Source organism: Paraglaciecola sp. IT1134 (assembly GCF_058068185.1).
Genome location: NZ_CM176486.1, coordinates 2,918,727 through 2,932,666, shown reverse-complemented (window position 1 = coordinate 2,932,666; position 13,940 = coordinate 2,918,727). Strand labels below are relative to the sequence as shown.

The window sequence follows — 13,940 nt, the reverse complement described above, 5'->3', positions numbered from 1 at the left end:
GGAAGACATGAAAAAATATTTGCTGGTTTTATGCATGATGTGTTTAACACTCAGTGGCTGTAGCTCGAAGTTTGCCTACAACAATATCGACTGGTTAATGTACTGGTATATTGACGATTATATTGACCTGGACAGGCAACAGAAATCCTCACTCGAACCTAAAGTGCAACAATGGTTGGTCTGGCATCGCAGCGAACAGTTGCAGCAATATGCGGCGCAATTGCAGACCCTCAAGCAGCAGATCAGCGAAGGTGTTGTCACGCCCGGACAGTGGTCGGCACACATGGAAGGCGCCAAACAACATTGGGTTAGCTTACGAGACGAAGTGAGCCCCGGACTGGTGTCCCTCGCGCCCCAATTAAGTGACGAGCAAATAGACTCACTGTTTGACGCCTTAGAGGAGAAAAATCGCGACCGGATCGAAGATCGGGAAGGACAAACTGCGCAACAGCGATTGGCCATGCAAATTGAAGACATTCAGCAGCAGGCCAAGGAATTTATAGGTAGATTGACTCCTAAGCAGAACCAGTTGGTCGAAGAATATGCCCAGCGCTTTGAATTAAGTTTTGAGGACTGGATAAGTTATCGCCGCGATATTCAACGTGATACCAGAATACTGATGTTAGAGCATAGACATGAAGTGGATTTCCAACCAAAATTGCTCGAGGTGATGCTCCAGCCCGAAAACTATCAAGATACCGCCTTTCGCCAAAAGTCGGCATTCAATAGCCAAGTCTACAGTGAATTGCTCGCAGCGTTATCCCAAAGCTTAAGTAAAAAACAAAGAACTAAAGCCATCAAAGAGCTGCAAGGTATTATTGATGATATCAATGACCTGATAGAAGACTGACCATCTGCTAAACAAAAAGTAGGTTTATAGGATCTATAAACCTACATGGATTAATCATAGTTGTAGGGACCTACCTAGGTGCAAGATACAGCCAGACACTGGTATGGTTTCGGATTATCACTACTCACTGCTTTTATGTGGGGCGTGTTACCGGTATTTATTAAATTGTGTCTTGAAACAATGGATGCCCCTACTATCACCTGGTATCGTTTCGCCGTTGCCGGTTTGTTTGTTTTTACCTTTCTAGCCAAAAAGCGGGCCCTGCCTGTGATGCGCAGCTTTGCCTCGAATAGAGGCGTTTTGTTATTTGTTGCCACGGTGTTGTTGTTGTGCAATTACGTCGCTAACGTAAAAGGTCTGGAATATCTGAATCCCGAAACAACTCAAGTGGTTATGCAGTTAGCCCCGTTTTTACTAATGATCGGGGGGATCGCTTTTTTTGGTGAACGTTTAAAACCTATTGAAAAATTTGGCGCCTGTTTGCTGTTTTTTGGCTTATTGTTATTTTTTAATGACAGGTTAGATACCTTGTTTGGATCACTCAATCATTTCAATATCGGCATCATTTACGTTTTGTTTGCCGCCACTACTTGGGCAGCATATGCATTGATGCAGAAACCTCTGTTACGAGTATTAACCGCCAGACAACTGACTATGATGATTTATCTGCTAGGGGTAGTTTTACTTTTTCCTTTTGTTGAGTTGTCGCAGCTCATGCATATGAGCAAATTACAATTTGGGGCCCTTATTTTTTGTTGTATCAATACTATTATCGGTTACGGAGCCTTTACCGAAGCACTTGGTGTATGGCCGGCGGCTAAGGTTAGTGCGGTTATTGCGCTGGCCCCGGTGTTTACCTTTATCAGCATGTGGGTCGCTGTGTGGTGTTTGCCCACTCACTTTACCTTTAGTGAGTTGAATGTATGGGCTTACCTGGGGGCACTGATAGTTGTAACCGGTTCGATGTTGACGTCCCTGGGTCGCTCAGCTAAATAGCTCTCCCATTTGCAGGCTCATGAGAACATGTCAAATTTTAGGTTATTCTTCCGGTAACCAGGCCCCAATATTTACCAGCTTAAGTAACAAATCTCCCCAAAAGGGCAGGTCATCTCGCTGTTCATCTGGGTTAAATTGCCATTGCGGCGCTTGCAGCAATTTTTTAGCCTGCTCAGCATATTTTAAGCAAACGGCAAAAGATTGTCCTTCAATAAATACCTCCAACGTGGCGTCGTCTGGTGTTAACTCCAGGTAAACCGGTCTTATGCCAACCTGACGTTCAAACACTGTCTGTTGTTTGAATAACTCGATTATTTCCGGGAGTTGATAATCTGGGTTATGCACCTCGTCAAAGCCCTGATTTAATTGGGTGTGACTAAAATATTCGGTGATCCAGGAGTCAAAGTACGGTGAGTCGATGGTCTCTTTGAGTGAATTTTTAAAGGAGATTACTTCGTCAAGATTTATTTGGCTGGGTGATGGACGCACTGTTAGCGCTTTGTCCTGATGGCGTTGTTTAAACAAGCCGTTATCAATAGCGTAGTCAGCAAATGATGTCAGCAACTCCTGTTGTGATGGGGCGCGAAACCCCACTGAATAATTTAAGCATTCCTCCAGAGCCCGACCATTGTGGGGGTACCCAGGAGGAATATAAATCATATCACCGGGCTGCAATATCTCGTCTATTATCGGCGTGAAGTCACTTATTTGGCGTAGATCAGCATGAGGGAAATGTTCAGTATATTCGCCTTTGGCACCTACTTGCCACCGCCTTGAGCCCTTACCTTGGATAATAAAAACATCGTATTGGTCCAGATGGGGTCCGACTCCCGCTCCTTGAGTGGAAAAGCTCACCATCAGGTCATCCATACGCCAATAGGGAATGAAATTGAAGGCACGGATCAAATTATCTGCTGTGGGAATATGCTGATCTACCGCTTGTACCAGTAAGCTCCAGGCACCCTGACAATGGGCGGTAAACTCGGCAAATGGACCGTGGCTAACTAACCATTTGTGTTTTTCCAAGGCCACGATACGTGAGTCCACATTAGGGTCCTGAGCCAGGCCAGCCAATTCGTGTTCATCAAGGGGATCCTTAAAATCGGAAAATATCTGTCTGAATATGGCGGGTTTTTGTTGCCAGTAGTGGGCTAGAAAATCGGCGGGGTTAAAGTTACTTAATCTATACATGTAAGGTCCTAAAATTTGTTACTGGGGAACGTTGTCAATCGATGCTCTTCAGTCGCAGGATATAGGTTAAGACGTGTAACGGGATGACATCCCGTTATTTACTGCCCAACAACCAATAGGTTTCCACTGCGCCTATGCCTTTGACCGCAATTCTACCTCGGGGGGCGAAGTTATACTTATGTTTCGCCATTTCATAAGTAAATTGGGTGACCTGAATTTTGCCTTCCTGGCCGTGACTTTCCATGCGGGATGCCAGGGTTACCGCTTCTCCCCATAGATCGTAACAGAACTTGCTTTGACCAATTACGCCGGCTACGACCTCACCGGTACCTATACCGATGCGAATGCCATTTAGGAGTTTATGCTTTTTTTGTAAGGCAGGGAAAACTTGTTTGAAGGCCAAGGCGCAAGTACAGCATTGCAGGGCATGGATAGGATTGGCACTGGGCACACCCGCTGCAGCCATGTAGCCATCCCCCATCGTTTTGATCTTTTCCAGGCCATTTTTTTGAGTAATTCCATCAAATTGTAAAAAAATATCATCTAATATCGCCACCAATGCATGGGGACTAAGTTGTTTGGATATCTGGGTGAAATTTTCTAAATCCACAAAACAGACTGATACCTGCTCGTAATGATCGGCGATCCGCCGTTCATGGTTTTTCAATCTGTTAGCTATAGGCAGGGGCAGTATATTGAGCAGCAACTGTTCTGAACGCTGCCTGGCATAGAGTAACTTGTGATGGTTGCGGTTAACATTCCGTCCTACGTGGTAACTGGTTAGGGTGCAAGAAAAAGCCAAGAAAAAACTGCTGGAAAAACCCACAACCTGATGGTATTCAGACAAGTTCTGACTATTGATAATCAGCAAATAATAACATTCCACAAACGTAAAGATACTGACATCTAAAACGATGCAACACCACATGACCAGACGGTCTTGGGGCTCGAATAAAAACGGGCAGACAAATACCGCTAATAGCAAAAAATACTGAGTCTGGATATTGGCTTGCCATAAAACGCAGGACCAAGAAATATAGCTGGTAAATACCAAGACTAATGCGAGCTTTGCCAAGCGTGGAAATTGGGCCTGATTGAGTAAAGGTATGGCGAATAAGAACAGCATGTGACCCAGTAACAAGGTCACTTTGAGGTTACCGCCTTGTTGCCAGTAATAGCTGGCCATGGGAATTTGCAACATGAGCACGAAAATAACCAGTAAGGCAATAATGTTACAGATACGTACCGGATTAATATTTTCGATTAACGAGGGGGATATTCCGCACCAGATCCAGGCGTGCAACATTCGGCTTAGCATAATAAATCCGTTTAGCTAGCGAGCAGGAGGGATAAAGTATAGGAGAAAAATGAGGATATTAAAGCGCAGAGACGACGACTCTGCGCTTTAAATGAGAGTGGCCTAGAGTTGTTCGACGAAGGTTATGGCACGGCCAATATAATTGGCTGGCGTGAGTGACTTGAGCTGAACTTTGGCACTCTCGGGTAAATCCAGACCATCGATAAAGGTTGCAATAATTTGCTGATTGATTTTTTTGCCACGGGTTAGCTCTTTGAGCTTTTCATAAGGTTTTTCGATACCGTAGCGACGCATGACGGTTTGCACTGGCTCTGCCAGCAGCTCCCAATTATTATCCAATTCGTCGAGCAAACTTTGTTCGTTGACCTGTAGCTTGCTGATCCCTTTTAGTGACGATTGATAAGCTATGACTGCATAGCCGACGCCCACCCCTAAGTTGCGTAACACCGTTGAGTCGGTGAGATCCCGTTGCCAGCGAGAAACGGGTAGCTTGCTGGCTAAATGAGCAAACATGGCGTTGGCTAGGCCCAGGTTACCTTCAGAGTTTTCAAAGTCGATGGGATTGACTTTGTGAGGCATGGTAGACGAGCCAATCTCTCCGGCTACGGTTTTTTGTTTGAAATGACCCAGGGCAATATAGCCCCACATATCCCGGTTAAAATCCAGTAATACCGTGTTGAAACGGGCAATAGCATCAAACAACTCAGCAATATAATCATGAGGCTCAATCTGGGTGGTAAACGGATTAAAAGTAATGCCTAAACTGCTCACAAATTCCCCGGAAAATTGATGCCAGTCTACATCCGGATAGGCTGACAAATGGGCATTATAGTTCCCTACGGCGCCGTTGGCCTTACCTAGTATATCCACGGCGGCAATTTGCTGACGCTGGCGCGCCAAGCGCTGCATTACGTTTGCCATTTCTTTGCCCATGGTGGTGGGAGAAGCTGGTTGTCCGTGAGTGCGGGCCATCATTGGCATATTTTTGTATTCTTTAGCCAAACGTTTTAATTCACCGATCAGCTGGTCACAATAAGGTAGCAATATTTGTTCACGGGCCTCCTGCAACATTAGCCCATGAGACAGGTTGTTGATATCTTCTGAGGTACAGGCAAAATGAATAAATTCATTGACGCTGTGCAATTCCGCATTATTTGCGACCTGTTCTTTTAAGAAGTACTCCACCGCTTTTACATCGTGGTTAGTGGTACGTTCAATTTCTTTAATGCGTTGGGCACCTTTTTCATCAAAAGAAGCGACTATGGAATCTAACAGCGCATTGGCTGCCTCACTGAATGTCGGTACCTGTTCAATCTGTGGGGTGGCGGCTAATTTTTGTAACCAGCGTACCTCAACTTGAACGCGATACTTAAGTAGCCCAAACTCACTAAAGATAGTCCGAAGTTCAGTGGTTTTAGCGGCGTATCGTCCATCTATTGGGGACACGGCGGTTAATGCGGATAGCTGCATGAAGTGATTGCTCCTAACTTGATTGGTTTATTTGCGCTAATGCTTGTTCTGCACATGTCACTATGCGTTGTCTGTTAAACAGAATGTGCCGACGCTTACCGCCCAGCTGACGCCATAATACTGCCGCTCGCACGCCGGCCAATAATAATGCGCGAACCTTGTGTTGATTCTCACCTATTTTTAGCAACGCTGGATCTCCGGACACCTGAATTTTAGTGGTCATGGGGCTTATCACATCGCTGTAAATGCTAGCTAAGTTAGCCAGCATTTGACTGTCAAATAAGTCCAGATGCATTTGTTGGCGTTTGATGTTATTGATACGATCACCCAATTCAGTCATCCGTTTAGGGTTTTTACTGAGCTTACGTTCAATGCTCAGCAAGTTCGCTATATAACGGGTGATCTCGGTATCTTTGTCGCTTGAACCGTTACCAAGCTGATTGTGCAATGTCGTAAAACCAAGCTTTACATGGTTCAGTTGACCAAATACTTGTTCCGTATTTTCCGGTTCAGTAATAGTGATACTGGCTATACTGGCCTTAAATGCCAGCTCATCACATTGGCCTTGTTTGGATACTTGTTTGACTAACATAGCGGCCTGACAGACACCCGCCAGGGCAATGTTTTTTTCAATTTCTCTGGTGGTTAATGTATTTTGCATCTTATCGAATATAACTCTCAATTATTCCGCCACCAAGGCAAATGTCCTGGGCATAAAATACCGCTGATTGCCCGGGTGTAACGGCTTTTTGTGGGGTGTCGAATACGACTTCGACTGAGCCATCTGCTGATGGCGTCAATGTGCAGTCGATGTCTTGTTGGCGATAGCGAGTTTTAACCGTGCATCGTATGGGGCTGGTTGGCCCTTTTCTATCCACCCAATGTAACTGGTTTGCCACTAGCCCAGTGGAATACAGGCGAGGGTGATCTGCACCTTGGCCGACTATCAGTACATTACGTTGCATGTCTTTGTCTACAACATACCAGGGCTCTTCACCAAACTCCTTCATGCCGCCAATCAGCAAACCTTTACGTTGACCTAAGGTATGATACATCAGCCCCTGGTGCTGACCGATTTCCTGTCCTTCGGCAGTTTCGATAATGCCTGGTTGTGCAGGTAAATATTGGGATAAAAAGTCAGTGAATTTGCGCTCACCAATAAAACAAATACCGGTGCTGTCTTTTTTATCATGGGTGATCAACCCTTGTTGCTGGGCAATTTCCCGCACTTTTGGTTTTTCTATGTCACCGATAGGGAATAAGGTTTGGGCTACATGCTCTTCACCTAGGGTATAGAGAAAATAGCTTTGATCTTTATTATCATCTAAACCGCGCAACATCTGCCATTGGCCGTCATGTTTTTGTCGCCGCACATAATGCCCGGTAGCAATATAATCCGCCGCCAATTCTTGAGCCGCAAATTCCAGAAAGGCTTTGAATTTAATTTCTTTATTACACATGATATCCGGGTTAGGGGTGCGTCCGGATTTATATTCAGCCAGAAAGTATTCAAATACATTATCCCAGTACTCTGCTGCAAAATTTATGGTGTGTAATTCAATTCCCAGTTTGTCCGCTACAGCCTGGGCATCTTTTAAATCTTCCGCTGCGGCGCAGTATTCATCGTTATCATCTTCTTCCCAGTTTTTCATAAACAGGCCCTCTACTTGATAACCTTGTTGCAGTAACAAGTAAGCCGAGACTGATGAATCCACGCCACCTGACATGCCAACTATAACTTTTTTGTGTTTATTGTCGGAATTTTCGATGGCGCATTGTGACAGGGTATTTAACATGATTAACTTTATATAGAGTCTGGAAAAATGGAGGCGAATACTAGCAAATTAGCTGGCTTAAATCACCTTGATTCTAGATCTAAAAAGCACATCATATTTATGTGTATACCCCAAATCATTGGAATTGCATGGCGGCAGCGAATGAGTTTAGCCAACAAACAAGCAGTTTCAAGGATGTAGGGTATATCACACTTCAATATAATGGCCGTTGTCAATACCATCTATAGACCAATTACCGATACGGTAGCGAATGAGGCGCAAGGTCGGGTAGCCGATATGTGCCGTCATGCGTCTGACCTGACGATTTTTGCCTTCAGTGATGGTAATGGACAACCAACTTGTGGGAATAGACTGGCGAAAGCGAACCGGCGGGCTGCGTGCCCATATGGCAGGTTCAGGCATTACACTTATTTTTGCCGGACGGGTCATACCGTCTTTTAATTCGACCCCGGCGCGCAATTGGGCGAGCTTATCTTCCTGCGGTATCCCTTCGACCTGAACCCAGTAGGTTTTTGTGGTTTTATTTTGGGGATCGGTCAACTTACTTTGTAATTTTCCGTCATTGGTCAGAATTAATAGTCCTTCACTATCACGATCCAGCCTGCCAGCTGCATATACTTCGGAAATAGGGATATAATCTTTGAGCGTTTGCCGTCCTGTGGCATCGGTAAACTGAGTGAGCACATTGAACGGTTTATTAAATAGTACGATTTTTGTACTGCGCGAAGGCGTTGAGGATTTGTTAGCGGTCTTAATAGTCATTTGTTACTACTTATTATGCATAAATCTGCTGAGTTGTTTTGCACTCTGCGATGAATTGTTTATTATCTTGCAGCAAATTATCCAAAATAACCTTTAGCTAAATTCAGGATCCTAACAGTTTAGGTCTAAATAATTACATATACGACAGGTGTTAAGGATATTTTTATCTTTTATTATTACCAGTCTACACTAATCCGGTAGCTCACTACCGCAACATTTGAGGCATATAATGACAACTCAGAAGTCAAAGATTATCTACACGAAAACGGATGAAGCCCCAGCGTTAGCCACATATTCACTATTACCTATCATCAAGTCGTTCACTTTTCCTGCCAACATCGAAATCGAACTTAGTGATATTTCTCTGGCTGCCCGTATTCTTGCCAGTTTTCCCGATTACCTGACAGAAGAGCAAAAAGTGCCTGATGCCCTGGCCGAACTTGGTGCGCTTACCCAGGATCCGCAGACCAATATCATCAAGTTGCCTAACGTTAGTGCGTCCAAACCGCAGCTTAAAGCAGCGATTAAAGAATTAAATGCTAAGAGTTTTAAGGTGCCAGCTTATCCTGAAGATCCCGCTAACGACGAAGAAATTGAGCTTGAAGCGCGCTACAGCAAGATATTGGGTAGTGCCGTCAACCCGGTATTACGTGAAGGCAACTCTGATCGCCGAGCCCCAAAAGCCGTCAAAAACTATGCCCGCAAAAATCCTCATTCCATGGGGCAGTGGAGCCAGGCTTCACGTACTCATGTAGCGCACATGCGTGGAGGGGATTTTTACTCAGGTGAAAAATCTGTGACTGTGGAAAAAGCGGGCCACGTACGCATTGAATTTATCGGTACAGATGGCCAAGTAAAGGTTCTTAAACCCCGAGTTGACTTGCTCGCCGGCGAAGTTATCGACGGTATGTTTATGAGTAAAAAAGCCTTGTGTCAGTTTTTCGAAACGCAAATTGAAGACGCCAAAAAAACCGGTGTGCTGTTTTCCTTGCATGTTAAAGCGACCATGATGAAGGTTTCGCACCCCATAGTGTTCGGCCATTGTGTCAAAGTATTTTACAAAGAGTTGTTTGAAAAATATGCCGACTTATTTGCAGAACTAGGTGTTGATGCCAACAATGGTTTAGGCAGTGTATACGACAAAATTGCCAGTTTACCCGAGTCCCAACGCGCGGAGATCCAGGCGGATATCAATGCCTGTTATGCCGACCGTCCATTGATCGCCATGGTCAATTCAGACAAAGGGATCTCCAATTTGCATGTACCCAGTGATGTAATTGTAGATGCATCCATGCCCGCGATGATCCGCGCTTCTGGACAAATGTGGGGGCCGGATGGCAAACAGCATGATACCAAAGCGGTTATTCCGGAAAGCACCTACGCGACTATTTATCAAGAAATGATCAATTTCTGCAAAACTCACGGGGCATTCGATCCTACTACTATGGGATCGGTATCAAATGTTGGTTTGATGGCGCAAAAAGCCGAAGAATACGGCTCTCATGATAAAACCTTTGAAATGGTCGGAGATGGAACGGTATGCATCATTGATCAAAATGAGAATGTTTTAGTTGAGCACAAAGTAGAAGACGGTGATATTTGGCGTATGTGCCAAGTTAAAGATGAACCTATACAAGATTGGGTGAAACTGGCTGTTAACCGTGCCCGCCAATCAGGCATCCCCACTATCTTCTGGTTGGACGACGAGCGTGCTCACGATGCACAATTGATTGCCAAGGTAACAACCTATTTAAAAGATCACGATACCCAAGGTCTGGATATCCAAATTATGGCACCGGTCCGAGCGATCCGTTACTCAATGGAACGGGCTATCAGGGGTTTGGATACTATTTCTGTCACCGGCAACGTATTGCGTGACTATTTGACGGATTTATTTCCAATTTTAGAGCTAGGTACCAGTGCCAAGATGTTGTCAATAGTGCCACTTATGGCGGGCGGCGGGTTGTTTGAAACTGGCGCGGGCGGCTCAGCTCCCAAACATGTTCAGCAATTTGTTGAAGAAGGCCATTTACGCTGGGATTCATTAGGGGAGTTTCTGGCCCTGACGGTATCGCTGGAAGATTTGGCGCTCAAAAATGATAATGCAAAAGCAAAAGTGTTGGCCAGTACGCTTGATCTGGCGACAGAAAAACTACTCAATGAAGGTAAATCTCCCCAGCGTAAGGCCGGTCAATTAGATAACCGTGGTAGCCACTTCTACCTGGCATTGTATTGGTCAGAAGCTTTGGCAATTCAATCTGACAATGCAGAATTGGCGGCCAAGTTCAAATCGCTGCATAAACTTTTGCAAGAAAACGAAGGGAAAATTATGCAAGAGATTGATGCAACGCAAGGAGCGCCTGAAAATATTGGGGGTTATTACTATCCCGATGAAACGTTAATCACTAAGGCGATGTGTCCAAGTGAAACTTTGAACACAATATTAAAAGATTTTAAATAAATATTTGTTCTAAGAAATAAAAAAGCAGACCCTTGGGTCTGCTTTTTTTTATGCACGAATACTATCTTTCGGGTTCTCCGTTAAAATCGATGTTCTCGGCATGCAAGCCTTTAGGCCCCTGCTGAACGTCGTACTTAACCTCTTGTCCGGCCTTAAGAGAGCGATAGCCCTCCATTTGAATGGTAGAATAATGAGCGAAAATATCCTCGCCACCATCTTCCGGAACAATAAAACCGAACCCCTTTGCATTGTTGAACCACTTAACTTTGCCGACTGCCATACTTCTGCTTCCTTTTAATCCCTTGAACTGACGCATTTTTGTCCCCACAATAAAACATGGAGCTTGGCGAATTGCTAAAAAAACAATATCGCTACTGAAAATGTAGATTTTTTAACCTGTTTTTGTCAAGGCTAATTTGACTTTTTGTTAAATAGTAATAAATCTGCAAAATTTGCACTAAGGGCACTATTCTTTTTATTATGAGCAAAGATAACACTATAAATATCGATCGTGAGAAACAGCTTGAAGCGGTCAAGCAAAAGTTGGCACCACCGCCTATGTACAAAGTTTTGCTGAATAACGATGATTACACCCCAATGGATTTTGTGATTGAGGTATTGCTCCGTTTTTTCAACCTAGACTCAGAAAAAGCCAATCAGATTATGTTAACTGTGCATTATCGAGGCAGAGCCGTTTGTGGCATATATACTGCAGAGATCGCAGAAACCAAAGTTTTGCAAGTTACACAGTATGCCAAGAAGCATCAACACCCGTTGATGTGTTCTATGGAACAGGTTTAACGCAGTAAGAGGGTCTTAAAATGTTAAATAAAGATTTAGAACAAACGTTGAACGAAGCGTTTATCTTTGCCAGAGAGCACAGGCACGAGTTTATGACGGTTGAGCATCTGCTACTAGCCTTGCTCGATAATAGTGCTGCCACAGAGGCTCTGGAAGCCTGTGGGGCGAATGTCGAGTCAATTAAGAGTGAATTGACCGACTTTGTTAAAGATACTACCCCTTTATTGCTTGATGATGTCAATAATGAACGGGAAACCCAGCCGACCTTGGGCTTTCAACGGGTCCTGCAACGCGCCGTATTCCATGTTCAGTCTTCAGGTAAAGACGAAGTCACCGGGGCCAATGTGTTGGTAGCGATTTTCAGTGAGCAAGAATCCCAAGCCGTGTATATATTGAAAAAAGCCGATGTCACGCGCCTGGACGTAGTGAATTATATTTCCCACGGCGTGTCCAAAAGCGACGAATCTAGCGAACATTCATCGGATATTGAAGAGGAAGGGACTGAGCCGGAGGCGGGCGCATCCATGCTTGACCAATATTCATCCAATCTCAATGTCCTGGCCAAAGAAGGCAAGATTGATCCCCTGATTGGTCGAGATATGGAAGTGGAGCGCAGTATTCAGATCTTGTGTCGGCGCCGCAAAAACAATCCTTTGTTGGTGGGTGAGGCTGGAGTAGGAAAAACCGCTATTGCTGAGGGGTTGGCGTACCGTATCGTTAACAAGGATGTACCAGAAGTTATTGCCAATGCCGTGGTTTATTCCCTGGATATGGGCACCTTGCTGGCGGGTACTAAATACCGAGGTGACTTCGAAAAACGCCTCAAGGGTATTCTCAAAGAGCTGACTAAAGACCCCGAGGCTATTTTATTTATTGATGAAATCCATACTATCATAGGGGCCGGTGCTGCCTCAGGTGGTGTCATGGATGCCTCCAACCTGCTTAAACCTAAACTAAGCAGTGGCGAGCTGCGTTGTATTGGTTCGACAACTTATCAGGAGTATCAAGGGATATTTGAGAAAGACCGGGCTTTGGCGCGGCGCTTTCAAAAAATTGATGTGGTTGAGCCCACAGTTAACGATACAACCAAGATATTAATGGGCCTCAAATCCCGTTATGAACAACACCACAGCGTGCGCTTTACCCATAAAGCTATTCGCGCCGCAGCGGAGTTGTCTGCCAAATATATTAATGAGCGTCACTTACCTGATAAAGCGATTGATGTCATGGATGAGGCTGGGGCGAGCCAACGGTTGTTACCACCGTCAAAACGCAAAAAAACCATAGGGGTAACCGATATTGAACATATCATCGCCAAAATTGCGCGGATCCCTGAAAAATCCGTATCGTCGAGCGACAAAGAAGCCTTACGAAATCTCGACCGGGACTTGAAACTGGTAGTGTTTGGCCAGAATGAAGCAATTGATACCTTGACCGATGCCATCAGGTTGTCCCGTTCAGGTCTGGGCGCAGAAACCAAACCTATAGGGAATTTTCTGTTTGCGGGGCCCACAGGAGTGGGTAAAACCGAAATCACCCAGCAACTGGCCAAAATTATGGGGGTGGAGCTGGTACGATTCGATATGTCTGAATATATGGAGCGTCACGCAGTAAGCCGTCTTATTGGTGCACCACCGGGCTACGTGGGTTTTGATCAAGGAGGTTTGTTGACTGATGCCGTGATTAAAAATCCCTATTCTGTGGTACTGCTGGATGAGATTGAGAAGGCCCACTCCGATATCTTCAATATTCTGTTGCAGGTAATGGATCACGGTACCTTGACCGACAATAATGGTCGTAAAGTAGATTTTCGCAATGTGGTATTAGTTATGACCACCAACGCAGGTGTGCAGGAAACCATTCGTAAATCTATTGGTTTCAAACAGCAGGATCATACCCATGACGCTATGTCGGTCATTAACAAGGTTTTCACGCCGGAGTTTCGTAACCGCCTGGATGCCATCGTGTGGTTTAATCATCTGAACCAAGACGTGATCTTGCAGGTGGTGGATAAATTTATTGTCGAGCTACAAGTACAGCTTGATAATAAAGGTGTGTCGCTGGAAGTGACCAATCAAGCGCGTCTGTGGTTGGCTGAGCAGGGTTATGATCGCGATATGGGGGCAAGGCCCATGGCTCGGGTCATTCAGCAGCAGGTGAAGAAGGAGCTAGCCAGCGAACTGTTATTTGGTGAGTTAAGTCAGGGGGGCAGTGTAAAAATTTCCTTAAAAGATGCAAAACTGGTATTCACCTTCAAGGCACTCAAGCAAGAAAAATCAGAAGCTTAACTTGTAT

At 44.9% G+C, this 13,940-nt stretch carries 12 protein-coding genes; 5 read left to right on the top strand and 7 right to left on the bottom strand.

The window, feature by feature from the left end:
- Window positions 1–7: 7 nt before the first annotated feature.
- Both AC3RV5_RS12730 and AC3RV5_RS12725 read left to right on the top strand, forming a co-directional pair.
- Entirely contained in the window at window positions 8–850 is an 843-nt protein-coding gene (locus AC3RV5_RS12730) for a DUF6279 family lipoprotein (RefSeq protein ID WP_489728021.1), read from the top strand.
- Between the two features lie 78 nt (window positions 851–928).
- Window positions 929–1,846: a DMT family transporter gene (locus AC3RV5_RS12725; protein WP_489728020.1), complete on the top strand. Its 918-nt coding sequence runs from the start codon at window positions 929–931 to the stop codon at window positions 1,844–1,846.
- Window positions 1,847–1,888: 42 nt separating this feature from the next.
- Here AC3RV5_RS12725 and AC3RV5_RS12720 read toward each other — a convergent pair whose 3' ends face one another.
- The 6 genes from AC3RV5_RS12720 to AC3RV5_RS12695 form a co-directional block, all read right to left on the bottom strand.
- A complete protein-coding gene (locus tag AC3RV5_RS12720; RefSeq protein ID WP_489728019.1) occupies window positions 1,889–3,037 on the bottom strand; it encodes a cupin domain-containing protein in 1,149 nt (382 codons plus the stop codon).
- A gap of 94 nt (window positions 3,038–3,131) precedes the next feature.
- A complete protein-coding gene (locus tag AC3RV5_RS12715; RefSeq protein ID WP_489728018.1) occupies window positions 3,132–4,355 on the bottom strand; it encodes an adenylate/guanylate cyclase domain-containing protein in 1,224 nt (407 codons plus the stop codon).
- 102 nt (window positions 4,356–4,457) lie between these two features.
- Window positions 4,458–5,825: an adenylosuccinate lyase gene (gene purB, locus AC3RV5_RS12710; RefSeq protein WP_489728017.1), complete on the bottom strand. Its 1,368-nt coding sequence runs from the start codon at window positions 5,823–5,825 to the stop codon at window positions 4,458–4,460.
- 13 nt (window positions 5,826–5,838) lie between these two features.
- Window positions 5,839–6,486, bottom strand: a complete 648-nt coding sequence (gene hflD / locus AC3RV5_RS12705; protein WP_489732153.1) for a high frequency lysogenization protein HflD — start codon at window positions 6,484–6,486, stop codon at window positions 5,839–5,841.
- Between the two features lies 1 nt (window position 6,487).
- A complete protein-coding gene (gene mnmA, locus AC3RV5_RS12700; RefSeq protein WP_489728016.1) occupies window positions 6,488–7,621 on the bottom strand; it encodes a tRNA 2-thiouridine(34) synthase MnmA in 1,134 nt (377 codons plus the stop codon).
- A gap of 186 nt (window positions 7,622–7,807) precedes the next feature.
- On the bottom strand, window positions 7,808–8,383 hold the full coding sequence (locus AC3RV5_RS12695; protein WP_489728015.1) for a pseudouridine synthase: 576 nt from the start codon (window positions 8,381–8,383) through the stop codon (window positions 7,808–7,810).
- A gap of 229 nt (window positions 8,384–8,612) precedes the next feature.
- Between AC3RV5_RS12695 and AC3RV5_RS12690 the strand changes: the two genes are divergently transcribed.
- Window positions 8,613–10,844, top strand: a complete 2,232-nt coding sequence (locus AC3RV5_RS12690; RefSeq protein WP_489728014.1) for an NADP-dependent isocitrate dehydrogenase — start codon at window positions 8,613–8,615, stop codon at window positions 10,842–10,844.
- A 61-nt stretch (window positions 10,845–10,905) separates the two neighbouring features.
- Here AC3RV5_RS12690 and cspD read toward each other — a convergent pair whose 3' ends face one another.
- Window positions 10,906–11,124 carry a cold shock domain-containing protein CspD gene (cspD, locus tag AC3RV5_RS12685; RefSeq protein WP_489728013.1) on the bottom strand — a complete coding sequence of 73 codons (219 nt, stop codon included), beginning with the start codon at window positions 11,122–11,124 and terminating at the stop codon, window positions 10,906–10,908.
- 200 nt (window positions 11,125–11,324) lie between these two features.
- Here cspD and clpS point away from each other — a divergent pair, with 200 nt between their 5' ends.
- Together clpS and clpA are read left to right on the top strand one after the other, a co-directional pair.
- Complete coding sequence (gene clpS, locus AC3RV5_RS12680) at window positions 11,325–11,645, top strand: ATP-dependent Clp protease adapter ClpS (RefSeq protein WP_489728012.1); 321 nt, start codon at window positions 11,325–11,327, stop codon at window positions 11,643–11,645.
- 20 nt (window positions 11,646–11,665) lie between these two features.
- On the top strand, window positions 11,666–13,933 hold the full coding sequence (clpA, locus tag AC3RV5_RS12675) for an ATP-dependent Clp protease ATP-binding subunit ClpA (protein WP_489728011.1): 2,268 nt from the start codon (window positions 11,666–11,668) through the stop codon (window positions 13,931–13,933).
- Window positions 13,934–13,940: the final 7 nt, after the last annotated feature.

Bases quoted from the DNA above. Each gene is read 5' to 3' on its own strand.
- AC3RV5_RS12730 (WP_489728021.1), top strand. From the start codon at position 8: ATGAAAAAATATTTGCTGGTTTTATGCATGATGTGTTTAACACTCAGT.
- AC3RV5_RS12720 (WP_489728019.1), bottom strand. From the start codon at position 3,037: ATGTATAGATTAAGTAACTTTAACCCCGCCGATTTTCTAGCCCACTAC.
- AC3RV5_RS12715 (WP_489728018.1), bottom strand. From the start codon at position 4,355: ATGCTAAGCCGAATGTTGCACGCCTGGATCTGGTGCGGAATATCCCCC.
- purB (WP_489728017.1), bottom strand. From the start codon at position 5,825: ATGCAGCTATCCGCATTAACCGCCGTGTCCCCAATAGATGGACGATAC.
- hflD (WP_489732153.1), bottom strand. From the start codon at position 6,486: ATGCAAAATACATTAACCACCAGAGAAATTGAAAAAAACATTGCCCTG.
- mnmA (WP_489728016.1), bottom strand. From the start codon at position 7,621: ATGTTAAATACCCTGTCACAATGCGCCATCGAAAATTCCGACAATAAA.
- AC3RV5_RS12695 (WP_489728015.1), bottom strand. From the start codon at position 8,383: ATGACTATTAAGACCGCTAACAAATCCTCAACGCCTTCGCGCAGTACA.
- AC3RV5_RS12690 (WP_489728014.1), top strand. From the start codon at position 8,613: ATGACAACTCAGAAGTCAAAGATTATCTACACGAAAACGGATGAAGCC.
- cspD (WP_489728013.1), bottom strand. From the start codon at position 11,124: ATGGCAGTCGGCAAAGTTAAGTGGTTCAACAATGCAAAGGGGTTCGGT.
- clpS (WP_489728012.1), top strand. From the start codon at position 11,325: ATGAGCAAAGATAACACTATAAATATCGATCGTGAGAAACAGCTTGAA.
- clpA (WP_489728011.1), top strand. From the start codon at position 11,666: ATGTTAAATAAAGATTTAGAACAAACGTTGAACGAAGCGTTTATCTTT.